This window comes from Pseudoflavonifractor sp. HCP28S3_F10 (assembly GCF_052065415.1).
Classification (GTDB): Bacteria; Bacillota; Clostridia; order Oscillospirales; family Oscillospiraceae; genus Pseudoflavonifractor_A.
In genome coordinates this window covers 25,349-48,048 of sequence record NZ_JBQHUB010000021.1, presented here as the reverse complement: position 1 = coordinate 48,048, position 22,700 = coordinate 25,349, and the positions used below count along the sequence as shown (strand labels likewise).

The following is a 22,700-nucleotide window of genomic DNA, read 5'->3' as shown; positions in this document are numbered from 1 at the left end:
TAGTGATTGCCCTCCCTCTGTAGAAGTTGTGTGGTAACTTCATTCTACCACGGGGAGAGAAATCACTATGGATTTTTTACTCAAGTGTCCAACTTGATTTTACAATCAACCTTTATATATTATACTTCAATTCTTCCGAATTGTAATCAATCACTTGCTTCATTTCGACCTCTCAGGGCAAAAAACACCCCCCGGAGATCCCGGGGGGTGCAGGAAGCGGGGAAAATCAGCCGAACACCTTGATCAGGAAACCTGCGGCGATGGCGGAGCCGATAACGCCGGCCACGTTGGGGCCCATGGCGTGCATCAGCAGGAAGTTGGAGGGATCGGCCTCCTGGCCAACCTGCTGGCTGACCCGGGCCGCCATGGGAACAGCGGACACGCCGGCCGAGCCGATGAGGGGGTTGACCTTTCCGCCGGAGAGCTTATACATGAGCTTACCCACCAGCAGGCCGCCCACGGTGGAGAACATGAAGGCGATCACGCCCAGCACCACGATCTTGATGGTCTCAAGAGACAGGAACCGGGAGGCCACGGTAGTAGCGCCTACGCTGATGCCCAGGAACAGGGTCACGATGTTCATCAGGGCGTTCTGAGCAGTATCGCTGAGGCGGTCGGTGACGCCGGTCTCCTTCAGCAGGTTGCCGAACATGAGGCAGCCGATGAGGGGGGCGGTGGAGGGAATCAGCAGGATCACGAAGACGGCCACCACGATGGGGAAGATAATCTTCTCGGTCTTGGACACAGCCCGGGCCTGCTCCATCTTCACCTTCCGTTCCTTCTCGGTGGTCAGCGCCCGCATGAGGGGTTTCTGGATCATGGGGATGAGCGCCATATAGGAGTAGGCCGCGATGGCGATGGGGCCAAGGAGGTGCGGCGCCAGCAATGACGTCGTCAAAATGGCCGTAGGCCCGTCTGCGCCGCCGATGATGCCGATAGAACCCGCCTCCGGGCCGCTAAAGCCCAAGCAGACGGCCGCAAAGAAGGCCAGGAACACGCCCAGCTGGGCGGCCGCCCCCAACAGCAGGGACGAGGGTCTTGCGATCAGCGGGCCGAAATCGGTCATGGCGCCGATGCCGATGAAGATCAGGCAGGGATAGACGCCCGCTTTCACGCCGATATACAGCACATCCAGCAGGCCGCCATGGTGAGCGATATCGGTGAAGGATACCTCCTCGATGATATCGGGCTCCTTGAGCTTGCCCTCCTCCATTAGCCCAAGAGCGGTGGAGGCCCGTTCCTGGACCGTAGCGCCGTTATCATCATAGCCCACAGAGGCCAGCAGAGCATTGATATACTCCTCCTCCGTCATGACCCGATCCTCTTCCACGTTATACATACATATCTGGTTGGCGGCGTCATAGGGAGCGTTGTAGATATAGGCGTCCCACATCTCCATGTGGTACAGCCCGCCGCCGGGGATGTTGGTGAGCAGGGCGCCGAAGGCGATGCCCACCAGCAGCAGCGGCTCAAACTTCTTGTGAATGCCCAGGTAGAGCAGCACGCAGGCCACGGCGATCATGATAAGGTTCTTCCAGCCGCCTGCGGCGAAGAATCCGGCAAAGCCGGAGTCCTGTACCAGCCCTCCCAGAGTCCCTAAAATATCCATGCAGAACCCCCTCCCTTACGCCAGCACGATCAGGGGGGAACCAGTCTCCACAGTGCTGCCCTTGGGGGCCACGATCTGGGCCACGGTGCCATCCTTGGGGGAGAGGATCTCGTTCTCCATCTTCATGGCCTCCAGCACCACCAGCAGCTGGCCCGCCTTGACGGCGGCGCCCTGGGCTACCTCCACCCGGAGCACGGTGCCGGGCATGGGGGCGTTCACCGTCTCGCCGGCGGCGGTGACGGCAGCGGCGGCAGGGGCGGGAGCAGCGGCGGGGGCGGCGGCAGCAGGGGCGGGAGCGGCGGCAGGGGCCGGGGCATAGGCCTCGTACTCGTCCACCAGCATAGCCTTTCCGGCCTCCACCTCCACCTCGTAGGTGCGGCCATTCAGGGTCACTTTATATTTCATTTCACTTGACCTCCTTGATGGACTTGAAGCGCAGCTCGTTCAGGGGCTTGCCCATTTTATCGGCCACGATGGCCATGATCATGGCGGCGTCCCGGTCGGGCACATCGTAGAGCTTCACCTCTCCGGCGGAGCCGGGGGCGGCGGGCAGCTCCGCCTTGGGGGCGGGAGCGGGGGCCGGAGCGGCCGCAGGCGCAGGGGCAGACTTTTGGGCCGTCATGACCTTGCCCATGATGGCGATGGCGCACATGAGCAGCACCAGGCCGAAAAAGACCACTCCATAGCCCAGGATCGCGGTGATCACCGCGTCGGTGAAAGGCATTCTCATCTCCCGGCCCCCTTACGCTTCCTCAATGGTGTAGGTGGCGATATTCTCCTCCTTGGCCTTCCGGTCCTGGAGGAACTTCATGGCCTGGTCGGGGAAGCAGATGTAGCTCATCATGTCCTCCTCGCTGCGGCACAGGTCGCCCAGGGCCTCTCTGGCCTTGGCAAACTCCTCGCCGGTGCGCTTTGCGTCCTCGATGCGGCAGTCAATGGGCTTGCCGCCCTCGCCCAGGATCTTCTCCTCCAGCTCCTTGCTGACGGGGCCGGGGGCAATGCCGTACTCACCCTTGAAGTAGTTCTTCACCTCGGTGGAGATCTGCTTATAGCGCTCTCCCATGAGCACGTTCACCACCGCCTGGTTGCCCACCATCTGAGACAGAGGGGTCACCAGGGGAGGATAGCCCATGTCCTTGCGGACAGAGGGGATCTCAGCCAGGGCCTCGTCGAACTTATCCATGGCGTTCATGTCCTTCAGGTTGGCGATCATGTTGGAGAGCATACCGCCGGGGACCTTGTAGACCAGAGCCTGGGCGTCGGTGCCCATGCTCTTGGGGGACAGGGTGCCATTATCGATGTATTTCTGCTTCACAGGCTTGAAGAAGTCATTGACCTTGTTGATCGCATCCTCATTCAGACCGGTCTCGCAGCCATACTGCTGGAGGGCATAGAACAAGGTCTCGGTGGCGGGCTGGCTGGTGCCGTTGGAGAAGCAGGAGGTAGCGGTGTCGATCACATCCACGCCGGACTCGATGGCCTTGACGATGGTCATGTAGGCCATGCCGGTGGTGCAGTGGGTGTGGAGGACGATAGGCATATCGCCCACGCCGTCCTTGATGCCCTTGATGAGGCTCTCAGCCTCAAAGGGGCTCATGGTTCCGGCCATGTCCTTCAGGCAGATGGTATCGAAGCCCATGGTCTTGAGCTCCTTGCACATCTCCACGTACTTCTGCACCGTATGGACCGGGCTCTGCGTATAGGAGATGCAGCCGGAGGCGACCGTGCGCTCGTTGGCGTACTTCTTGGTTGCCTCCAGAGCGGTCTTGATGTTGCGGAAATCGTTGAGCGCATCGAAAATACGGATGATGTCGATGCCGTTTTTGATGGAGAGTTCCACAAACTTCTCCACCACATCATCGTGATAATGCTTGTAGCCCAGCAGGTTCTGGCCCCGGAGCAGCATTTGCAGCCGGGTATTCTTCATGTGGGACCGAATGGTGCGCAGCCGCTCCCAGGGATCTTCCCCCAGGTAGCGCAGGCAGGAGTCGAATGTGGCTCCGCCCCAGCACTCCACGGAGTAGTACCCGGCCTTATCCATGGTGTCCAGGATCCCCTCAAAATCCGCCATGGGCAGCCGGGTCGCCATCAGCGACTGGTTTGCGTCTCGCAGGACCGTCTCGGTAATGTTCAGTTTCATCGCGGGTACTCACTCCCTCTATCAATCTACGGCTTTTGCAAGTCGGTGGTCATTACCGTTCCACCGTTTGGATGGTACATTATATTATTCTACCGTATTTTTTCTAAATGTAAAGAGCTTTTGCGAAAGAATTAACATAGAATTTTGTCCACCTGTTTCGCTTTTTTATTTCTTACCGCCGTTTTTCTTTCATACATCACTTCTTAATCCTTCATACTGAAAAGTTAACTGCAAGATATTGCACATCGATCCGCTTGGCAATGTCCCTCTTGCTGTCTAAACCCGGCATGACGGGAGCTATGCATGCTCTCATGTCCAAAAAATCCTCCCGCTGCCAGTATGCAGCGGGAGGATTTTTGCTCCGTGTCTATTGATTGACTGTATCGTCGCTTTTTACCCTGCTGTCAATGAGCCGGATCAGCTCCAGCGCACTGCGGAAAGGCAGCTCCTGCTCAGTGTCAAAGCAGCTCAGCGTACCTTGCCAGCTCTGATTCCGGGTTTCCCGGATCTCCACGGAGAAGGTGTTTTTGCCCTGGGATTCCTTCATTGGTCTCCCTTCCTTTCCTGCCATTCGCTGTTTTGGAACGGAAAGCGCTCCGCAGGGGAGCGCCTTCCGTAGAGATGTTGAGCTTACTTGACTTCCGTATTGGTCTTGGAGGAGATCACTTCGCCGGGGTTCACGGACTGGTTGGAGTCAGTCCAGGCACGCTCCAGGGTGACCCAATCGCGGATGGGCAGCAGTTCGAACCAGATCTCGTAGACAGAGCCGTCCTCATCCGGCACGCTCAGGTCATAGTTATGGGAGTTGGTGGCCTCCTGCATATCGGCATAATACCAGGCAGAGGTGTCCATGTTGTCGGGCCAGGTCTTCATGCCGTCCAGCAGGTGGTCTGCATCAGGCTTGCGGTTGAGGACACGGTTGACAATGGAGATGGCCTCCGAGCGGACGATATTGTTGTCCGGACGGAAGGTGCCGTCGGGGTAGCCGCTGACCAGGTTATTGACCACGGCCTTGTTGATGTCGGCACTGGCCCAGTGGCCGGTGATGTCGCTGAACTGATCCTCGCCGCTGTAGTCGCCGCCGAAGAAGCGCACCGCAATGGCCGCAAACTCGGCGCGGGTGATGGGCGCGTCGGGATCAAAGTTTCCGCCGGGCTTGCCGTAAATGATGCCTGCGTTGGTCAGAGTGGAGACCGCCTTGTTGAACCAGGCGGACTCAGGCACATCGTTATAGGGGTTGGTAGTGGCCCAGAACTGGTTGCGGGACTCCTCCGTCAGCAGGCGGAAGAAGATAGTGGCCACCTCGGCGCGGGTGATCTCGGCCTCGGGATGGACCAGACCGTCATAACGGCCCACGATGTAGGCAAAGTGCTCGCTGGTATCCAGCTCCGGGGGACCCAGAGGCGTGGAGGGCTCGGGAATGACCGTCCCGCCGCCGCCGGGGATATACTCCGCGGTGAACACCCAGCCCACAGCGGCCTGCAGGCCCTGGAGCTCATTGCCCGCCTCGATGGGCAGGGAGAGCTTCACGTTCAGATCCACGCTGTCGCCGGCGTACAGGCGGCCCAGCTCGACGCCCTCGCCCAACTTGCCGGTAAGCGCTTCACCGTTTTTCTCGTTGGTCACAGTGAACTCGGCATTTTGGAGCAGCGTCTCATAGTCCGCGATCTCCTGGGCCGTGACATTGTCATCCTCGGCCCGCTCCATTTTCAGGGTGATAATGGCGGAGCCGGAGCCCACATTGGTCACGTCCACCCGGATCTTCTGCTCCACCTCGTCACCGGGCATGATGCTCTGCATCTCCTGGAACAGGTTGGGATACTTGTGGCCGTGTTCATCGGCAAAAGCGGTGCAGTTGGTGACCACGAACTTTTTCTGGCCGTAGTCAAAGGTCACAGTGGGAGTGCCGTCATCCGCCAGGGCGGTGACCGCCACGACGCCCACCATCACCGCCGCCGCCAGCGCTCCCGCCAGCAGACCGCGCAGTTTGGTCTTCTTCATAGCATGTCACCTCCCCTTAAGGATTCGCGGACAGCGTCTTGACGCCGTTCAAATCGGTATTGACCGTCACCGGCCACACGCTTTCTACCGCGCTGTCAGGCTCGGCCTGGATGGCGTCCACCAGAATCTGCAAGTCCAGGTTGTAGAGCTTGCCGTTCTCGGACGCAGCGCTAACGGTCAGAGAGTCGATCAGATTAGACGTAGGGCTGCCAGCGGCCACGGGCAGCTTGTAATACCAGTAGCCGTCAGAGCCTTTCACCCAATTGGTGGAATCGCCCCAATCGATGGTCAGATCCGCATCAGTCACCGGCTCACCCACGATGGCACCGGTGTCGGCCGGATTTTTACCGGCCGTTGCGCCATCGCGCCAGGAGTAGACCAGCGCTACCCGCACATAGGCGGGGACGGAGCCGGTATTGGTCACCTTGACGTCGCTCTTGGTCGTGTTGTCGAATTCTTCCGTGATCCCAGGCACGATGCTGCCCACCTCAAAGGTGTTGACGATGGGCTCGGTGTGAGCGGTGATCCACGCCAGGGTGCCGCCCACCGCCACAGCGGCGGTGAGCAGCAGGGCAAGGGCCGCGGCCGTGCCCTTGGGCCAGCGGGAGAGGGCCCGCTTTCCTTGATACTTATTCCTCATTGTTCTCGAGCCCTCCCTTCTCGTTGTCGTCCGCCGGGCCGTCATCCACCACGGTGGGCTTGTCGGGCACCAGCGCGTCGGTGTTGATGCTCCGGGTGCTCGCGCTGCCCGTCACCGTTTCGAACACGTTCTCAGCCACGGCGCTGCCGCCCAGCCAGTTGGAAGTGTTGCGGGTGTTGGTGAAGGTGACAGTCTCAGTGCCGCCGGCGATGGTGGCATTCTTGCTGGCATCGCTGGCGTTGTACTTCCAGGACCAATTGGTATCCTCAGTGACGGTATAGCTGCCGGCGGGCAGGTCGTAAATGGTCACGCTGGCTGTCATGTTGCCGCTCACGGTCTTGAAATCGTCAGGGGTGAGTACCACCGTCATGGAGAAGTCGTTGCCGCTCACGGTGAACACAAAGCTCTGCTCGGGTACATCGGTACCGGTCACTGTCTTTTCAATGACCAGATTACCCTTCTTGGGCCGCTCGGTGTAAACGTTGGTAAAGGAAGCGGACGCGGAGTTGGGTGCGGTAGTCACCGTCTGCTCCTGTGCGCTGGACGAAGCGGACAGATCGTAGTAGGTATCCGTGGTAGTGTCATACAGAGCAGCGGGAGCAGTACCCTCCACGATGGTATAAAGCGTTTTGGGTTGGGGATCAAACTTATCTCCGCCCGCCATGAACATGGCCGTTCCGCTGCCGCTGGCCCCCACCGTCACAGTAGCGGTGGCAACAGGGGGTACAGTGGTGTCTGTGCCCTCATACAGGCTGAAAGTGATCTGATAGTCTGCCAGAAGCCCAGCGATCTGGGCATCCGAGAGACCGTCCGGCAGATCCACGACCTTGGTGACCGAGATACCGCTGGTAACGTAATAGATCTTCAGCACAGTGCCCGACTTGGGGAGGCGCATAGAGGTGGCGCCATAGTCCGTGCCGTTCAGTTCGCTCTTCTCAAACGCATAACCGCTGTACTTATCCGTATTCCCGGCAGTAATCAGCGTATAAGGCTTTGCCATGCCAGTCTCCGTATGCTGCGACTGAATTACACCGTCCAGATAGTACTCGATAGTATAGGTCATCTCATCGGAGAAGCTGACCGCATCCACCAGGTTGCCAACAGTGCCCTTCAATTTTTTGGTAATCGTTTCGCTTGCAAGGTTATCCTTTGCCTCAACGTGGGCAAAGAAGAACCGGGTCAGGTACTGGCCCTCTGCCACCTGGTATGGGCTGCTGCTGCTGTAGCTTCTCCAGGCAGTGTTGCCATCCGTCATAGGATCGGAGACAAAGACATTGTCACCATATTGGGACGGGTTGGCAATGATAGCATCTATCTGAGTCTGGGTCGTAATGTTCAGCGCTTCCGCTGTAGAGGCCGGCATGATGATGACACACATGGTATCGTCGCCCCAGCGGCCGCGATGGGAAAGGCTCCAGTTCAGCTCGGAGCCGGGGGCGGTCAGCACGTCCTGATACAGGGTTCCATAGGCCTCGGCATTGAGCTCGGCAAACTGCATGTTCTTCGCGGCCGTAGCAGTATAAAAGCCGCCAACCACAGTACCGTTGCCCGCAACACGGATCAGCTCAATATCCATCCCCGCTTTATCGCCGCTGCCCGGGCCGGTGGTCTTCCACCACACTGCCGTGTTATTATTTACATTTTCCGGGGTGGTGATATACTTCGAATCCGTCTGGCTGATTGCCCAACCTCCGGCTTTCGTCCCTGCCGGTACCTCAAAGTCGCCGTTCTCCAGCTTGTTGGAGTAGGGCACCCACATGGGATCGGAGGTATAGGTCCCGAACTCAGTGCCGTCAGTGTTGGTCACAGTGGCGGTCACATAGTACCAGCACTTGCCTCCGTCGTCCACCGCCACGTTGACGCCGTTTGTATCTCCGGCGTAAGCCTCAGCGATGCCATCGCCGGTCACCTCGCTGTAGGCGCCGCCGCTCAGGGACTCATTCTTGTACCAGGTGTACTCGACCGTGGCCCCCTCAGGGATCGTCACTTTCTCCTCGTTAAACACCGGCACAAAGCAGCCGTTCTGCGGGATCTGGTTGACGATGTAAAGTTCCGGATAGTCGATCACAGGCGGGGCTTCGTTGATTGTCAGGGTAAAGCTCTCTGTATGATCCACAAACCGCTGGTAGAAATAACCTTCTTTAGTGTAATAGGTATATGTTACCGTAGTTGTTCCTGCACCCTGGACGATTAGGTCTACATACTGGCCATTTTTATTGCTGATCGTTGCGACTCCCTCGTCGCTGCTGGACCAGTCTGCTTTAGGGGTTGTTTGTCCCCGAATCGTCTCTGTAGTTGTAGCATTATCACTGTAAAAACTGAGCTGATCTCCAATATTGACGTCCACCGTCAGCGTCTTAGTAACGTTGGAAAGTGGAGCACCGGTAGGTGTACCATTGTTCACCACATAAATGGAGAAGCTCTCGGCCTCCACGGCGATCTCCTGGGTATCGGCGGAGGCATCCACGTCCACGGGGTCGCCCACGGGCTGGGCAGTCACCTGGCCGTCGGCGTCCTCCTCCAGGTGGTAGACCTGGAGCTGCTCAGCGTCCAGCAGGCCGCTGTCCCGGCCCACCTGGAAGGACACGCTGACGGTATAGCCCTCGGCGGGCTGGATCTCATTGCCGTCGGCGTCGCGGAAGGTGATGTCATAGGCCACGCTCCTGCCGCTCAGGGCATCGGCGGCCAGGCCGGCGGGAAGCTCCACCGGCTCTACGGAAGCAGTAGTGCCCTCAGGGAACGCGCCCACAGGGGCATTGATCTCCACGGAGACGCCGGTGGTCTCTTCTCCGGCATAGTGCTCCTCCACCATGGGGTGGGTGAGGCCCAGCTCGGCCAGATAGGCCTCCAGCTCGGCACGGACGTCTACACTCAGCAGGCTCTCCAGCATGGATCGGGCCTCGTCGTCCACCATGCTCCGCAGGGTGGCGTACAGCTCCTCGGGATCCATGGAACGCACCTGCTCCAGCAGCTCCTGCCACTGGGCCAGAGGGTTCTCACTGGGCTCAGGCTCCTCGCTGGGCTCGACGGAAGGCTCGGGAGAGGGCTCTGCGCTGGGCTCGGCGGAAGGCTCGGGAGAGGGCTCCTCGCTGGGCTCCGGAGAAGGCTCCGGAGAAGGCTCCGGAGAAGGCTCCGCAGTAGGCTCGGCACTGGGCTCAACCGCAGGCTCCGCAGTGGGGGCCACAGTAGGCTCCACCACCGGCTCCTCGCTGGTCACGGGGGGCGTGACCGGCTCCTCGTCCACTCCGGCGGCCAGGCCGGGCGCGGCAAGGCTGACAGCCATGCTCAGGCACAGCAGCAGCGCCAAAACTCGTTTTTTCATGCTTTGTCACACCTCATTTCCGCGGGGATCATTCGCCGCCGCCCGCCGGGGACGCCGTGGGGGCGGGAGTGGCGGTGGGGGCGGGCACAGTACCGGGCCAGCCCTTCACATCCAGGACGGTGCCGGTCAGGGGCACGGGGTTGTTCTTGGCCTGGACGGCCTGGGCCTGAAGGTTCATGGTCACGGTGCAGTTCTGGTAATCGTTGCCCATGCTCCGGTCAAAGGTCACGGTCTCGAAGAGGGTGACGCTCTTGCCGGGCTCCAGGGCGCTGTTGTAGTAATACCAGCCGTCAGAACCCTTGAGCCAGGTCTCGCCGTCGATATCGGGATGCACCAGAGCGGTATCCACCCGGGCGCCCGCCACGGCGGGCTCAATGGACACATCCACCTTGACGCGGGTGTAGAACATCTCGCTGCCGGTGTTGGTGATGACGGGCTCCTTGCTGACCACCTGGCCGGGCATCACGCCGGTGAAGGACATGCCGGTGACATTGCCCGCGCCGTCGGTAATGTTTTCGCCCTCACCGGTCTCGGTGAGGGTCATCTCAACGGTCCCGGTGGTGATCACATTGGTGACATGCTGGCTGGTGGTGAAGTACGCCGCCGTTCCGATGGCCAGCAGCGCCAGCAGTGCGCCGGTCACGCCGCCCATCGCAAGCCGTTTCTTCATTCTGATACCGCCTTTCGTTCCAGTTCTCATTCACGCTCTATGTACGCTGCGTTCACAGTTGTCTGCAAAGTGATGTGCGGGGGTCTTTTCTGGTGGGGATGCCGTGGGGAAAAACCTATGGCGGAGGGGAGGGGGAAAGCTCCCCTCCGCCAGCTTGTCGTTAACCGGTACCGCTGGGAAATGGGAAATTACTCGGCGGGAGTCCAATCCTCCTGGCCGAACCAAGCCTGAATCTCAGGCAGGGTCATGCCCTTGACGGCAGCCCAGTTGGGGGCCTTGGCACCCTGAGCCTGAATGGCCTGAGCGGTAACTTTGACGGTGTACTCGGTCTGGGCATTGCTGTTGGTCAGGCTGGTGGGGATCACGATCTGATCAAACAGAGCGGGGGTCTTGCTGACCAGGCCTACATTCCAGGAATCATTCTCGGTGCCCTTCACGCACAGAGGCTTGGTGAAATAGAAATAGCCGTCGCCACCATCGACCCAGCCCGCGCCCAGAGTGTTGGGCTGATAACCAGTGCGGTACTCAGGGGTAACATTGCCCCACACAGCGCTATCCCACTCGACCTTGATGCGGACGAAGCAGGGGTTCGCGCCGGTGTTCTCAACGGTGGGGTCCTTGGCAAGAGGCTCGCCGGGATAGGCCTCCTTGGCCTCCTCCTTGCCGCTTGCATCCCAGTTGGGCTCGGTCAGAGTAATATCGACGTTGCCGATGGTGAACACGTTGCTCTTCTCTTCCTTATCGGTGAAGTAAGCCAGAGACATGCCGACCACCAGAGTGGCCATCATGCAGATCGCCAGAGCGGCGGCCATGATCTTTTTCTTCATAAGTCAGCTTCCTCTCTTCTATGTAGTAGTGAGATTTGAGTGGTCGGGGTTAGGCGCCGATGGTGGTGCCGGAAACGGTCTCCCAAGCGACCTGCTCAGCAGTCTTGCTGCCAGCAGCGGAAATACCAGCCTTCTGGATAGCATAAGCCTGGAAGGACAGGGTGGCGTTCGCGTCCAGAGTAGTCACGGTATTCTTAACAACGACCTGATTGCCCTTCAGCACGTCAAAAGTCTGATCAGCGGTAGTAGCATTGACGGTGCGGTAATACACGCCGTCAACTCCAGTAAGGGCGGTCCAGCCGTCAGCGATGGTGTACTCAAAATTAGCGTCGAAGCTGGTGCCCTTGACAACCTTCACGAACAGGTAAGAATCCTCGCTGTCAGCCTTGACGATAACATCAGCTTCCTTATCCACAGGAACGCCAGGAGACACCTTGTAGGTCTGAGCCTTGGCTTCGGTCTTAGCGTCCAGGAAGGTATCCCCGCCGATTTCCTTCTCCCGAAGGGTGATGTCGACCTTGCCGACGGTAAAGGTGTTGGTGATAGCCTGGGTCTGGGAGGTCAGCCAAGCCAGAGTGCCGCCGATGCCGATGCAGACGGCCAGAGCCAGAGCGGCGATCATAGTGAGCTTCTTCTTCATGATGTGGTTCTCCTTTTCAAAAAATTTTTTGGGGTCGCTTGCGGGGTTGTCGCTCGGGTACCGGATGAGTTTATTAAAATGCCTTACGGCGTTCCCCCTGGTTCATCTCCGCCGGCGGCCTTCTTTTTCCCGGCGGCCTTCCGGTCGGACTTCTCCGCCCATTTCAGCAGCTCCGGGGTGAAGAGGAGCACCAGCAGCACGCCGATGACGCTCCAGCCCACGTACATGCCGGGCGGGTTGGTGAGGAAATTGGAGACATATCCCAGATACGGGATGCAGAACACGGGCCTGCCGATGAGGTTGTTGAAGTGGACCGGCGAGCCGTCCACCGCGTCGTTGGCGTCGCCCTTGGTGGTGAAGCGCTGGTTCTCGCTGTCGATCTCCACCACCCGGTGGGTGGCTACCAGCAGATCCTCGTTCATCACGAAGGTGATGGGGTCGCCCACCTTGATCTCCTCCGCCGGGACGGACTTGACGTAGATCAGGCCGCCGGTGGGATAGGTGGGCTCCATACTGCCGCTGAGGACCACGAAGGGGGTCAGCCCCACGAGCCGCACGCCCACCAGCAGCACCGCCAGCAGTACCACCGCCGCCACCAGCAGCGTGGTGACCGCGTTCCATATGACCTTGATTGCTTTGGGCACCGGCCCTCACCTCGTTTCTTTTCCATGCGTCAGGGACCTTCCTGCCTTCTTCAAGGCAGGAGCCCCGCTTTCTGCGAAAAACAGAAAATCGCGGAGACTGTTCCCAGTCGTCCGCGATCGCGCCATCCGGAAAAAAGCCCTTCGGCCCCTTGGACGCCATAACAGACGACAGGGCAGCCGAACCGGCATGGCGGCTGTATGCCGCTTTAGCCTTCATGCTTTGCGTCCCGCGTTTTCGCGCGGTTTGCTTTTTTCCAGTTTCTGATTTTTACTTGTACCCGGGAGGGGGTGAAACCTCCTCTGACCCGTGGTACCCAATATTATACATATCTTTTCAAGTTTGTCAAGTCAAAGCCCGCTCTTTTTGTGCATATTCTCCTTCTGCATCCATATCCGGGGGTACGATTTAGAGGTTATGCACGATTTTTGCTCTTACTGGCTCCCAGTATAGCATGCAATGGTCACAGATTCGGTTACATTTTCCATTTCCGTGCACATTTTTTAGTCTTTTTTCCCCGCCTTTTTCCTTTCGCCCTATTTCGTCTGAAAAAGCCCGTTTTTTGACGAAAATATTGCTTTTTCTGCGTTTGACAGAACGGTGGAAAACGTTTATGATAGTAATGCTTTATATGATATCATAGTAAAGAATCCCCCGCGCCCGCCCCCGCCGTCCCCGCCGTCCCCGCGTCCCGGCAAAGACCCGGAAAGGAGTGAGCAGAACTGAATCAAAAACGAAACGCGGCCTCCGGCCGTCTGATCGCGGAGCTTCTCTTGCTCCTGGGCGTTTTCCTTATGCTGCTCACGCTGCTCTTCACGCTCTCCAGGCATGGGACCGCCACGCCGCTGGAAAAGGTCCGTCCGCTCTCGGAGGGCTGGTATCGTCTGGAGGATGGGGAAAAGCTCCCCCTCACCCTTCCCGCGGAGGTGGAGACGGAGGGGGACTGCCTTGTGCTCTACAATGACAGCCTCACTGCCGCCGACGGCAGCCTGACCGTCACCACCCGGGGCGCCCAGTATGATCTGACCGTTCTCTTTAACGATCAGGTCCTTTACCGTTATTCAGATGAGCTTTTCCCCCGCAACGACCAGATGAAGTCCAAGCTGGACTGCGACGCCCGCCTCCCCGCCGACACGGCGGACGGCGTTCTGGCCCTGCGGTATGAGAACACCGCAGGCGGGCATTTCAGTCTCCCCATGGTCTATATCGGCAGCAGCGGCGCCGTCACCCGGCAGCACTATACCGGCGCGGCCGCCAACTTCGCCATCGTGTTCATCATGTGCATCCTGGCCGTCTGTGCCCTGGGCGTGTCCCTCTATCTGCGGCGGGTTCGGATGCGGGACCCCCGCTTCCTCCATGTGGCCTCCTTCCTGTTCATCTGCGCCGTCTGGTGCACTACCGATTCGTCCGTAGCCCAGACGCAGAGCTATCTTGCGCCCCTGACCTGCGTGATCTCCTTCTACGCCTTTATGCTGCTGGCCGTACCCATGCTCCACTTTGTGCAGAACACCGGCGGTCTGGCAAAGCACTGGGTGCTGGACCTGTGCGTCCTCAGCTTCTACCTCAACGCCCTGATCCAGGGCATCCTGAACGCTCTGGGCCTCTTTGATTTCATCGACATGCTCTTTGTGACCCACCTGCTCCTGGTGGCCAGCATCATCGTCGCCGGGACCCTGCTGGTGCGGGAATACCGGGAAAGCAAGGATAAGGAGCTCTTCACCATTCTGCTGGCCTTCGCCATGCTGGCGGTGGGCGGCGTCTCCGCCCTGCTGTTCTACTGGCTGCTGGAGATCCCCTACTATGAGGTCTTTTTTGAGTGCGGCATTCTGGTCTTTGTCTTTTTGCTCCTGCGCGGCATCATCACCACCATGGTGAAAAACGTCCAGTTCAAGACCGAGATGCAGATCTACCAGCGCCTGGCCCGGGAGGACCGGATGACCGGCATGAAAAACCGCCGGGCCTTTGAGGAGGCCATGACCGAGCTTCAGTCCAAGGCCGATACCTACGGTAACGTCGCCCTTTACTTCATGGACCTGAACCGCCTGAAATACGTCAACGACCACTTCGGCCACAACGCAGGCGACGAGCTCATCCTTGCCGCGGCCCAGTGCATTGAGAATGCCTTCGGCCCCTCCGGCAGCTGTTTCCGTATCGGCGGCGATGAATTCTGCGCCGTCCTTACCGATCCCGCTGAACCGGCGGAGTTCTGGTTCGCCCGGCTGGATGAGGAGATCGACCGCCACAACCGCTCCAGCAGCCACCTCAAGCTCTCCATCGCCCGTGGCATGAGCTACCTGAGAGATACCGACGGTACCCTCAAATCCTTCAGCGACTGGAAGTATCAGGCCGACCAGAACATGTACGCCAACAAGAAACAGGCCCGGGTATAAGGCGCCTCTTCCGTTCCGGCAAAAAATTTGTTGAAAAACAGGCTTGACAAAAACCGTACATTCTACTATAGTGTTTGGTGATTTAACTCGCTAAAGATGATGACGGAGACAGTAAGGCCGCACGGAAGATCGCAGAGAGCCGGTGTCTGGTGGGAATCCGGTATTATGAAGTCCGGCCTGAATATCACTCCTGAATCGCAGCCCGAAACGCTCCCGCAGATTAGACGCTGCCGGTATCCCCCGTTATCGGAAACGCATATGCTGGTATGCAGTAACGGGTGGTACAGCGAAAGGCCATATTCATGGGCTTTCGTCCCTTTACAGGGACGAAAGCCCATTTTTTGTTCCCTGCACACCGTCACAGGAGGTAAAACGAATGAGCAAGACCATGACCGAGATCCGCTGGCACGGCCGGGGCGGACAGGGCGCCAAGACCGCCTGTCTCCTGCTGGCCGACGCGGCCTTTGCCTCGGGCAAGCACGTGCAGGGCTTCCCTGAATACGGCCCCGAGCGCATGGGCGCCCCCATCACCGCCTATAACCGCATCAGCGACGTGCCCTGCACCGTCCACTCCAACATCTATTCCCCCGACTACGTGGTGGTGGTGGACGAGTCCCTCCTCTCCTCTGTGGACGTTACCGCCGGCCTGAATCCCGAGGGGGCCATCGTCATCAACTCCCCCAAGAGCGCCGAGGCCCTGCGCCCCCTGCTGCGGGGCTATACCGGAAAGGTGTACACCATCGATGCCCGGAAAATTTCCGAGGAGCACCTGGGCGGCTACTTTCCCAACACGCCCATGCTGGCCGCCATCGTGAAGGTCAGCGGCATCCTGGACCCGGAGCGCTTTACCGCGGATATGGAGGCGTCCTTTCGCCACAAATTTGCCACCAAGCCCCACGTCATCCAGGGCAATATGAACTGTCTCATCCAATCCATGAAGGAGGTCCACGGAGCATGAACCGCAGCGCAAAGGATATCAGCGAACACTCCCCCTGGCAGGAGCTGACGCCGGGCGGCGAGATCTACGAGGGGGGCACCGCCCGCCTGACCATCACCGGCGAGTGGCGCTCCAACGTACCGGTATGGGAGCAGGACAAGTGTAAACAGTGCCTGCTGTGCGCCCCCTTCTGTCCCGATGCCTCCATCCCCGTCCGGGACGGCAAGCGTCTGGACTTCGACTTTGACCACTGCAAGGGCTGCGGCATCTGCGCCAACGCCTGCCCCTTCGGGGCCATCCGCATGGAACAGGAGGTGCGCGCATGAGCATCCGGGAGCGCCTTTCGGGCAACGAGGCCATCGCCTACGCCATGCGGCAGATCAACCCCGACGTGTTTGCCGCCTTCCCCATCACCCCCTCCACCGAGATCCCCCAGTATTTTGCCCAGTACGTGGCCAACGGCCAGGTGGACACCGAGTACGTCACCGTGGAGAGTGAGCACTCCTCCATGTCCACCTGCATGGGCGCGGCGGCCGCCGGAGCACGGGCGGTGACCGCCACCTCCTCCGCCGGCCTGGCCTTTATGTATGAGGTGCTGTATGTGGCCGCCTCGGCCCGGCTGCCCATCACCCTGGCCTGCGTCAACCGCACCCTCACCGGCCCCATCAACATCAACAACGACCACTCCGACTCCATGGGCGCCCGGGACTCCGGCTGGATCCAGATCTACGCCGAGAACAACCAGGAGGCCTATGACAACTACCTCCAGGCCATGCGCATCTCCGAGCGGCCCGACGTGCGCCTGCCCATCATGATCTGCCAGGATGGCTTCATCACCTCCCATGCGGTGGAGAACATCCTGCTGGAGGAGGACGCCGCCGTCAAGGCCTTTGTGGGCGAGTATGAGCCTGAGCACGCCCTCATCGGCCGGGACCATCCCCTGGCCGTGGGCCCCTACGACACCTGCCCCTACTGCATGGAACACAAGGTCCAGCAGGCTGAGGCCATGAAGAATGCCAAGCAGGCCATTCTGGACGTGGCCGCCGACTTTGAAAAGACCTTCGGCCGCAAGTACGGCTTCTTTGAGGAGTACCGCATGGAGGACGCCGAGGTGGCCCTGGTGCTCATCGGCTCCACCGCCGGCACCGCCAAGGCCTGCATTGAGCAGCTCCGCGCCCAGGGCGTAAAGGCGGGCCTCATCAAGCTCCGGGTGTTCCGTCCCTTCCCCATGGAGGAGATCGCCGCCGCCCTGAGTCATGTGAAGGCCGTAGCCGTCATGGACAAGAGCGAGGGCAATTCCGGCTGCGGCGGCCCTCTGTTCGCCGAGGTCCGCTCCGCCTGCTACGATCTGGAGCGCCGCCCGGCCATGATCGACGTGGTCTACGGCCTGGCCGGCCGGGACTGCGCCGTGGAGGACATCGAGAAGGTCTACCGCCATCTGCTGAAGATCGCGGAAACCGGCGAGGCCGGACCCCGTTACCTCCACATGGGCCAGCGCAGCAGTGAAGAGGAGGTGCTGTAACATGCCGTACAATTTGAAAACCGAACTGAACAAGCCCGAGCGTTTTGTGGGCGGCCACCGGCTGTGCGCCGGCTGCGGCGCGGGCATCGTCTGCCGGGCCATGACCCGGGCCCTGGACGAGGGGGACAAGGCTGTCATCTGCAACGCCACCGGCTGTCTGGAGGTCTCCTCCTTCCTCTATCCCTACACCGCCTGGGAGGACAGCTACATCCACTCCGCCTTTGAGAACGCCAGCGCCACCTGCGGCGGCGTGGAAGCCGCCTATAACGCCCTCAGGCGCAAGGGCAAGGTGCAGGACAACTACAAATTCATCACCATCGGCGGCGACGGCGGCACTTATGGCATCGGCTTCCAGTCCCTGTCAGGCGCCATGGAGCGGGGCCACGACATGACCTACTTCTGCTATGACAACGAGGCCTATATGAACACCGGCATCCAGCGCTCCTCCTCCACTCCCCGCTTTGCCAGCGCCACCACCACCCCCGCCGGCACCGTGTCCCTGGGCAAAAAGCAGGAGAAGAAGGACCTGACCGAGATCATGGCGGCCCACAACATCCCCTATGTGGCCCAGACCACCTTTATCGGCAACTTCAAAGACTTCCATGAGAAGGCCCACCGGGCCATCTACACTCCCGGCCCCGCCTTCGTCAACGTCATGTCCCCCTGTCCCCGGGGCTGGCAGTACTCCTCCGAGCTGCTGCCCCAGATCTGCAAGATGGCGGTGGAGACCTGCGTGTGGCCCCTCTACGAGGTGGTGGAGGGCAAGTGGAGTCTCAACTACGTGCCCAAGCAGAAGCTGCCCGTCACCGAATTTATGAAGCTCCAGGGCCGGTTCAAGCACTGCTTCAAGCCGGGCAATGAATGGACGCTGGAGGCGGCCCAGGAGTACGTGGACCGGAAGTGGGAGAAGCTGCTCGCCCGCTGCGAATAAAGCCTGTCCCACTCTTACTTATATATAAGGAAGGACGCCGCGCTGTGCGCGGCGTCCTTTTCCGTTTCAGCGGCGGATGAGCACCACCGCCACATCGTTCACATTGGTCCCCGTGGGGCCGGTGCGGATGAGCCCGCCGCACCGCTCCAGGGCGTGGTAGGAGTCGTTGTCCGCCAGGGCGGCCAGGGGGTCGGCCCCCAGCGCCCGCAGCGCCTCCGCCGTCTCGCCCGTGACCAGCCCTCCCGCGGCGTCGGTAGGGCCGTCGGTGCCGTCCGATCCAAGCGAGAACACTGCCGTGTCCCGCAGGCCGTCGATGCCCAGGGCAGCGGCCAGGGCCAGCTCCTGGTTGCGCCCTCCCTTCCCTGTTCCTCTGAGGTGGACCACCGTCTCACCCCCGGCCAGAAAGGCCACGGATTCCCCGCTGTCCTGGTGGCAGCGGGCAATGGCTGCCAGGAAGGAGCCCGCCTGCCGGGCCTCGCAGGTCAGGCTGTCGGTGAGGATCATCGGCCGGTAGCCCCGCTCTTCGCAGGCCCGCGCCGCCGCCCGGCACAGCTCCCGCACGCTGCCGGTGACGTGGGTCTCCACTCTCTCCAGCACCTTGGGGGTCTCGGCGTCCAGCAGGGCCAGGGCCCGGGGCGACAGCCGCAGACCGTACCGCTCCGCCGCCTGCCGGGCCTGAGCGGCGGTGGAGGAATCGGGACTCACCGGGCCGGAGGCGATCATGTCCAGCGGATCCCCCACGATGTCGGAAAGGATGATTACGCACACCCTTGCCGGGGCGCAATGGAGGGCGAACCGGCCCCCCTTCACCGCCGAGAGCCGCTTGCGGATGGTATTCATGGCCACAATGTCCGCTCCGCTGGACAGGAGCTGCTCTGTAATGTCCCGCAGCTCCTCCGGCGGGACCAGCGGCTCCTCAAAGAGGGCCGAGCCCCCGCCGGAGAGAAGAAAGAGCACCGTGTCCTCCTCTCTCAGTCCCGCAGTAAGAGTCAGAGCCTCACGGGTGGCGGCAAAGGTGTTCCCGTCGGGCACCGGATGGCCCGCCTCCCGGATGCGGAGCGGACCGATGGGGCCCCGACTGTGGCCGTACTTGGTGATGACGATGCCATCGTCCACCCGGCTCTCCAGGCAGTCCCAGGCCGCCCGGGCCATGGACCAGGCCGCCTTCCCCACCGCTATCATCACCAGCCGCCCAGGCCCAAAGCTCCGCTCCGCCAGCACCCGGCGCACCGCCGCATCAGGCTGCACCGCCCGGATGGCCTCCCCGATGATATAGCCGCAGTCCTCCCGTACCCCCATGCCTCCGCCGCCTCTCAGTGGTTTTTCTTCATTTTACCTGATTCCGCCCCCGCCGTCCATTCGTTCGGGGAGCAGGTAATATCTCAACAGGATCAAAAGAACTATCAAGCAAGGGAATTCAATAGACATAGGCGGTGCCGTCGGCCATGATGCCCAGACAGGGGCAGCGCTTGCTGGCAATGGTCCAGGCCGGCTTCTGGTAATCCCCGCCGCCGTGGCGAAAGGCCCTTCCGCCCCCTTCAAAAGAGGAGATGGGAGGGATCCCTTCCGCCGTCAGCCGGTCGGGAAAGAGCTGCCGGGCAGTCTCCCGCAGCTTGTCCTGGTCGGCGGTCCCCGCCGCCTCATAGATCTGCCGCAGCTCCTCCGCCGTAAAGGTGACGATATCGGCGTTCATTTTGCTGATGCTGGTAACGATATCCTCCATGGTTTCCCTCCCGTTGGTTTTTTCTGATGCTATTGTATCGCCGCGGAATATGGTTGTCAATCAGACTGCGCCGTGTTAAAATGGACCCATAAGTTCAGCTTCTGCGGCTTTCTCTGCAGGTTCTTTCCCTTGCCGCTGCAACACAACTATTTCACTGAAAGAAGGTATTCCCACTTGATGTACTATATCGAAAGTCCCAGCCACGATCCCCATTTCAATCTGGCTCTGGAACAATATGTTTTTGACCGTCTGGACCGGAGTCACGACTACTTTATGCTGTGGCAGAACGACAATGCCATCATCGTGGGCAAGCACCAGAACACCATTGGCGAGATCAACTCCGCCTATGTCAAAGAGCATGATATCCAGGTCGTGCGCCGGCTCTCAGGCGGCGGCGCAGTCTACCATGACCTGGGCAACATCAATTTCACTTTTATCGCGGACACGGGCGACGCCTCCTGTTTTGACTTTTCCACCTTCTGCCGTCCGGTAGTAAAGGCTCTGCGCAGCATCGGCGTACCTGCCGAGATTAACGGCCGCAACGACATGACTGTGGATGGCAAAAAGTTCTCGGGCAACTCCCAGTATATGAAGCAGGGACGCATCATGCACCACGGCACTCTCATGTTCGATTCCGATCTGGAGGTGGTAGGGCAGGCTCTGGCTGTCTCCAGGGACAAGATCGCCTCGAAGGGCCTCAAATCGGTGCGCAGCCGCGTGACCAATATCAAGCCCTATGTAAAGCAGGACATCAGCACCGCGGAATTTCTGGCCACTCTGCGGGACTTCATGTTTGAGGAGTATGATCTCCAGCCCTATCATCTGACCGAAGATGATCTTGAGGCCGTCCGCGCCCTCCAGGCGGAGATCTATGACACCTGGGAATGGAATTTCGGCCGCTCCCCCGCTTATCAGATGTGCAAGGAGCGCCGGGTGGAGGGCTGCGGCAAGCTGGAGATCCATATGGATGTGGCCCGCGGCGGCATCATTACTGCCCTCTCCTTCTTTGGAGACTATTTTGGAAACGGCGACAGCACCGAGCTGGCCCAGCGGCTCATCGGCCAGCCGTTGGAGGAGGGCGCCCTCCGCGCCGCCCTGGAGGGAGTCTCCATCAACGACTACTTCAGCCGGATGGATCTGGACACTTTCCTCTCCATCCTGCTCCAGTGAGCATCCCGCCCTCAATGAAAGCAAAAATCCCCTGCCGGCAAGCCGGCAGGGGATTTTGTTCGGTATTACACCAACTGGACGATCGCCATCTCGGCGGCGTCGCCGCGGCGGGGCCCGATCTTCACGATGCGGGTATAACCGCCGTTGCGGTCGGCATACTTGGGGCCGATCTCGTCGAACAGCTTCTTGGCCACGTCCTCCTTGGTGATGAAGGACAGCGCCTGACGGTAGGAAGCCAGATTGGCCTTCTTGGACAGGGTGATCATCTTCTCAGCCATGGGGGCGACTTCCTTGGCGCGGCTCAGGGTGGTCTTGATCTGACCGTTCTCCAGCAGGTAGGTGGTCATGGCGCGGAGCATGGCCATACGCTGATCGGTGGGACGGCCCAGCTTACGATATCCGGACATGTGAGTCAACTCCTAACGGTATTTCGCGCGGCGAAATCCAGTGTAAATTCGTCCTGAAGAGCTTTTGCTCCTCTGAGAAGCGCCGGGCTCTGGGCCCGGCATCGCCTGGGCGTATCCGGGAGGGGACGTTACATGCCCCCGGACTGCTTCTCTGCACGGCGGGCGCAGCCGCCGGTTTAGTTGTTCTCCTCGCTGGCCAGGCTCAGGCCCATCATCGCCAGCTTATTGATGACCTCTTCCAGGGACTTGCGGCCCAGGTTGCGGACCTTCATCATCTCGTCCTCAGTCTTGGAGATCAAGTCCTCGACGGTATTGATGTTGGCGCGCTTGAGGCAGTTGAAGGAACGGACGGAGAGGTCCAGCTCCTCAATGGTCAGCTCCAGCACCTTATCCCGGGGCTCCATCGCCTTCTCTACCACTGTGGCCTTGGAACCCATGGTCTCACTCAGGTCGGTAAAGAGGACGAAGTGGTCACAGAGGATACGGGCGCCCAGGCTGACCGCGTCCCGGGCAGTAATGGTACCGTTGGTCCATACTTCCAAGGTCAGCTTGTCGAAGTCGGTGAGGTCACGCACACGGGTGTTCTCCACCGTGTAGTTGACCTTCCGCACCGGGGTGTAGATGGAATCCACCGGGATGAGCCCGATCACCGTCTGAGCCGGCTTGTTCCGGTCGGCAGGCACATAGCCGCGTCCGTGAGAGAGCGTGAGCTCCATGTTCAGACTGGCGTCTGCGCCCAGGGTGGCGATGTGCAGCTCGGGGTTGAGGATCTCGACCTCACCGTCGGCCTTGATGTCGCCGGCCGTGACCTCACACTCGCCGCTGGCCTCGATATAGACGGTCTTGACGCCTTCGCAATGAAGCTTTGCAATGATATTCTTCACGTTGAGGACGATCTCGGTCACATCTTCCTTGATGCCGGGGATGGTGGTAAACTCGTGCTGCACACCTGCGATCTTGATGGACGTGACCGCGGTTCCGGGCAGGGAAGAGAGCAGGATACGGCGCAGGGAGTTACCCAGCGTGGTGCCGTAACCCCGCTCCAGGGGCTCGACCACGTACTTGCCGTAGGAGCCGTCACCAGGATTCTCCACACATTCGATGCGCGGCTTCTCGATTTCTACCATGT

At 60.2% G+C, this 22,700-nt stretch carries 22 protein-coding genes and 1 riboswitch; of the genes, 6 read left to right on the top strand and 16 right to left on the bottom strand.

Features of this window, described 5'->3' with window-relative positions; all coding sequences use genetic code 11:
- Nucleotides 1-226: 226 nt before the first annotated feature.
- The 12 genes from ACTNBZ_RS09890 to ACTNBZ_RS09835 all read right to left on the bottom strand — a co-directional run bounded on the left by ACTNBZ_RS09890 (nt 227) and on the right by ACTNBZ_RS09835 (nt 12,493).
- Nucleotides 227-1,609: a sodium ion-translocating decarboxylase subunit beta gene (locus ACTNBZ_RS09890; RefSeq protein WP_441209500.1), complete on the bottom strand. Its 1,383-nt coding sequence runs from the start codon at nt 1,607-1,609 to the stop codon at nt 227-229.
- 15 nt (nt 1,610-1,624) lie between these two features.
- On the bottom strand, nt 1,625-2,014 hold the full coding sequence (locus tag ACTNBZ_RS09885) for a biotin/lipoyl-containing protein (RefSeq protein ID WP_441209499.1): 390 nt from the start codon (nt 2,012-2,014) through the stop codon (nt 1,625-1,627).
- 1 nt (nt 2,015) lies between these two features.
- Nucleotides 2,016-2,339, bottom strand: coding sequence for an OadG family protein (locus ACTNBZ_RS09880; protein ID WP_441209498.1), 324 nt, complete (start codon nt 2,337-2,339; stop codon nt 2,016-2,018).
- Between the two features lie 12 nt (nt 2,340-2,351).
- A complete protein-coding gene (locus tag ACTNBZ_RS09875; protein ID WP_441209497.1) occupies nt 2,352-3,749 on the bottom strand; it encodes a pyruvate carboxylase subunit B in 1,398 nt (465 codons plus the stop codon).
- Between the two features lie 367 nt (nt 3,750-4,116).
- Entirely contained in the window at nt 4,117-4,296 is a 180-nt protein-coding gene (locus ACTNBZ_RS09870; protein WP_441209496.1) for a hypothetical protein, read from the bottom strand.
- An 83-nt stretch (nt 4,297-4,379) separates the two neighbouring features.
- A complete protein-coding gene (locus tag ACTNBZ_RS09865) occupies nt 4,380-5,750 on the bottom strand; it encodes an S-layer homology domain-containing protein (RefSeq protein ID WP_441209495.1) in 1,371 nt (456 codons plus the stop codon).
- Between the two features lie 16 nt (nt 5,751-5,766).
- On the bottom strand, nt 5,767-6,390 hold the full coding sequence (locus tag ACTNBZ_RS09860; protein WP_441209494.1) for a hypothetical protein: 624 nt from the start codon (nt 6,388-6,390) through the stop codon (nt 5,767-5,769).
- Nucleotides 6,380-9,712 carry a hypothetical protein gene (locus ACTNBZ_RS09855; protein ID WP_441209493.1) on the bottom strand — a complete coding sequence of 1,111 codons (3,333 nt, stop codon included), beginning with the start codon at nt 9,710-9,712 and terminating at the stop codon, nt 6,380-6,382. The genes ACTNBZ_RS09860 and ACTNBZ_RS09855 overlap by 11 nt, the downstream gene beginning before the upstream one ends.
- Before the next feature lie 28 nt (nt 9,713-9,740).
- Nucleotides 9,741-10,382 carry a TasA family protein gene (locus ACTNBZ_RS09850; protein WP_441209492.1) on the bottom strand — a complete coding sequence of 214 codons (642 nt, stop codon included), beginning with the start codon at nt 10,380-10,382 and terminating at the stop codon, nt 9,741-9,743.
- A gap of 188 nt (nt 10,383-10,570) precedes the next feature.
- On the bottom strand, nt 10,571-11,209 hold the full coding sequence (locus tag ACTNBZ_RS09845) for a TasA family protein (RefSeq protein WP_441209491.1): 639 nt from the start codon (nt 11,207-11,209) through the stop codon (nt 10,571-10,573).
- Between the two features lie 49 nt (nt 11,210-11,258).
- A complete protein-coding gene (locus tag ACTNBZ_RS09840) occupies nt 11,259-11,849 on the bottom strand; it encodes a SipW-dependent-type signal peptide-containing protein (protein WP_441209490.1) in 591 nt (196 codons plus the stop codon).
- A gap of 83 nt (nt 11,850-11,932) precedes the next feature.
- Nucleotides 11,933-12,493 carry a signal peptidase I gene (locus ACTNBZ_RS09835; protein ID WP_441209489.1) on the bottom strand — a complete coding sequence of 187 codons (561 nt, stop codon included), beginning with the start codon at nt 12,491-12,493 and terminating at the stop codon, nt 11,933-11,935.
- Nucleotides 12,494-12,662: 169 nt separating this feature from the next.
- Nucleotides 12,663-12,752: riboswitch (cyclic di-GMP riboswitch) on the bottom strand.
- Between the two features lie 533 nt (nt 12,753-13,285).
- Here ACTNBZ_RS09835 and ACTNBZ_RS09830 point away from each other — a divergent pair.
- From ACTNBZ_RS09830 to ACTNBZ_RS09810, 5 genes are all read left to right on the top strand, one after another.
- On the top strand, nt 13,286-14,881 hold the full coding sequence (locus ACTNBZ_RS09830) for a GGDEF domain-containing protein (RefSeq protein WP_441209488.1): 1,596 nt from the start codon (nt 13,286-13,288) through the stop codon (nt 14,879-14,881).
- Nucleotides 14,882-15,257: 376 nt separating this feature from the next.
- Nucleotides 15,258-15,839 carry a 2-oxoacid:acceptor oxidoreductase family protein gene (locus ACTNBZ_RS09825; protein ID WP_441209487.1) on the top strand — a complete coding sequence of 194 codons (582 nt, stop codon included), beginning with the start codon at nt 15,258-15,260 and terminating at the stop codon, nt 15,837-15,839.
- Nucleotides 15,836-16,144, top strand: a complete 309-nt coding sequence (locus ACTNBZ_RS09820) for a 4Fe-4S binding protein (RefSeq protein WP_441209486.1) — start codon at nt 15,836-15,838, stop codon at nt 16,142-16,144. Before ACTNBZ_RS09825 ends, ACTNBZ_RS09820 begins: the two co-directional genes overlap by 4 nt.
- Nucleotides 16,141-17,340, top strand: a complete 1,200-nt coding sequence (locus ACTNBZ_RS09815) for a transketolase C-terminal domain-containing protein (RefSeq protein ID WP_441209485.1) — start codon at nt 16,141-16,143, stop codon at nt 17,338-17,340. Before ACTNBZ_RS09820 ends, ACTNBZ_RS09815 begins: the two co-directional genes overlap by 4 nt.
- 1 nt (nt 17,341) lies before the next feature.
- Nucleotides 17,342-18,271 carry a thiamine pyrophosphate-dependent enzyme gene (locus ACTNBZ_RS09810; protein ID WP_441209484.1) on the top strand — a complete coding sequence of 310 codons (930 nt, stop codon included), beginning with the start codon at nt 17,342-17,344 and terminating at the stop codon, nt 18,269-18,271.
- A 66-nt stretch (nt 18,272-18,337) separates the two neighbouring features.
- Here the strand turns inward: ACTNBZ_RS09810 and ACTNBZ_RS09805 are convergent, their stop codons facing one another.
- Both ACTNBZ_RS09805 and ACTNBZ_RS09800 read right to left on the bottom strand, forming a co-directional pair.
- Nucleotides 18,338-19,570 carry a glycerate kinase type-2 family protein gene (locus ACTNBZ_RS09805; protein ID WP_441209483.1) on the bottom strand — a complete coding sequence of 411 codons (1,233 nt, stop codon included), beginning with the start codon at nt 19,568-19,570 and terminating at the stop codon, nt 18,338-18,340.
- 118 nt (nt 19,571-19,688) lie between these two features.
- Nucleotides 19,689-19,994 carry a hypothetical protein gene (locus tag ACTNBZ_RS09800; RefSeq protein WP_441209482.1) on the bottom strand — a complete coding sequence of 102 codons (306 nt, stop codon included), beginning with the start codon at nt 19,992-19,994 and terminating at the stop codon, nt 19,689-19,691.
- A gap of 177 nt (nt 19,995-20,171) precedes the next feature.
- Here ACTNBZ_RS09800 and ACTNBZ_RS09795 point away from each other — a divergent pair, with 177 nt between their 5' ends.
- Complete coding sequence (locus ACTNBZ_RS09795; RefSeq protein WP_441209481.1) at nt 20,172-21,164, top strand: lipoate--protein ligase; 993 nt, start codon at nt 20,172-20,174, stop codon at nt 21,162-21,164.
- Nucleotides 21,165-21,229: 65 nt separating this feature from the next.
- On the opposite strand, the gene rplQ is transcribed toward ACTNBZ_RS09795, so the two are convergent.
- Nucleotides 21,230-21,571 (bottom strand): 50S ribosomal protein L17, encoded by a 342-nt coding sequence (rplQ, locus tag ACTNBZ_RS09790; protein ID WP_441209480.1) that lies wholly within the window; start codon nt 21,569-21,571, stop codon nt 21,230-21,232.
- 176 nt (nt 21,572-21,747) lie between these two features.
- The gene (locus ACTNBZ_RS09785) at nt 21,748-22,698 is read right to left on the bottom strand and encodes a DNA-directed RNA polymerase subunit alpha (protein WP_441209479.1); all 951 of its coding nucleotides are present in this window, start codon (nt 22,696-22,698) and stop codon (nt 21,748-21,750) included.
- Between the last annotated feature and the right edge of the window lie 2 nt (nt 22,699-22,700).

Bases quoted from the DNA above. Each gene is read 5' to 3' on its own strand.
- ACTNBZ_RS09840 (WP_441209490.1), bottom strand. From the start codon at position 11,849: ATGAAGAAGAAGCTCACTATGATCGCCGCTCTGGCTCTGGCCGTCTGC.
- ACTNBZ_RS09850 (WP_441209492.1), bottom strand. From the start codon at position 10,382: ATGAAGAAACGGCTTGCGATGGGCGGCGTGACCGGCGCACTGCTGGCG.
- ACTNBZ_RS09880 (WP_441209498.1), bottom strand. From the start codon at position 2,339: ATGAGAATGCCTTTCACCGACGCGGTGATCACCGCGATCCTGGGCTAT.
- ACTNBZ_RS09815 (WP_441209485.1), top strand. From the start codon at position 16,141: ATGAGCATCCGGGAGCGCCTTTCGGGCAACGAGGCCATCGCCTACGCC.
- ACTNBZ_RS09890 (WP_441209500.1), bottom strand. From the start codon at position 1,609: ATGGATATTTTAGGGACTCTGGGAGGGCTGGTACAGGACTCCGGCTTT.
- ACTNBZ_RS09800 (WP_441209482.1), bottom strand. From the start codon at position 19,994: ATGGAGGATATCGTTACCAGCATCAGCAAAATGAACGCCGATATCGTC.
- ACTNBZ_RS09820 (WP_441209486.1), top strand. From the start codon at position 15,836: ATGAACCGCAGCGCAAAGGATATCAGCGAACACTCCCCCTGGCAGGAG.
- ACTNBZ_RS09810 (WP_441209484.1), top strand. From the start codon at position 17,342: ATGCCGTACAATTTGAAAACCGAACTGAACAAGCCCGAGCGTTTTGTG.
- ACTNBZ_RS09885 (WP_441209499.1), bottom strand. From the start codon at position 2,014: ATGAAATATAAAGTGACCCTGAATGGCCGCACCTACGAGGTGGAGGTG.
- ACTNBZ_RS09845 (WP_441209491.1), bottom strand. From the start codon at position 11,209: ATGAAGAAAAAGATCATGGCCGCCGCTCTGGCGATCTGCATGATGGCC.
- ACTNBZ_RS09795 (WP_441209481.1), top strand. From the start codon at position 20,172: ATGTACTATATCGAAAGTCCCAGCCACGATCCCCATTTCAATCTGGCT.
- ACTNBZ_RS09825 (WP_441209487.1), top strand. From the start codon at position 15,258: ATGAGCAAGACCATGACCGAGATCCGCTGGCACGGCCGGGGCGGACAG.
- ACTNBZ_RS09805 (WP_441209483.1), bottom strand. From the start codon at position 19,570: ATGGGGGTACGGGAGGACTGCGGCTATATCATCGGGGAGGCCATCCGG.
- rplQ (WP_441209480.1), bottom strand. From the start codon at position 21,571: ATGTCCGGATATCGTAAGCTGGGCCGTCCCACCGATCAGCGTATGGCC.
- ACTNBZ_RS09865 (WP_441209495.1), bottom strand. From the start codon at position 5,750: ATGAAGAAGACCAAACTGCGCGGTCTGCTGGCGGGAGCGCTGGCGGCG.
- ACTNBZ_RS09875 (WP_441209497.1), bottom strand. From the start codon at position 3,749: ATGAAACTGAACATTACCGAGACGGTCCTGCGAGACGCAAACCAGTCG.
- ACTNBZ_RS09860 (WP_441209494.1), bottom strand. From the start codon at position 6,390: ATGAGGAATAAGTATCAAGGAAAGCGGGCCCTCTCCCGCTGGCCCAAG.
- ACTNBZ_RS09830 (WP_441209488.1), top strand. From the start codon at position 13,286: ATGCTGCTCACGCTGCTCTTCACGCTCTCCAGGCATGGGACCGCCACG.
- ACTNBZ_RS09855 (WP_441209493.1), bottom strand. From the start codon at position 9,712: ATGAAAAAACGAGTTTTGGCGCTGCTGCTGTGCCTGAGCATGGCTGTC.
- ACTNBZ_RS09785 (WP_441209479.1), bottom strand. From the start codon at position 22,698: ATGGTAGAAATCGAGAAGCCGCGCATCGAATGTGTGGAGAATCCTGGT.
- ACTNBZ_RS09870 (WP_441209496.1), bottom strand. From the start codon at position 4,296: ATGAAGGAATCCCAGGGCAAAAACACCTTCTCCGTGGAGATCCGGGAA.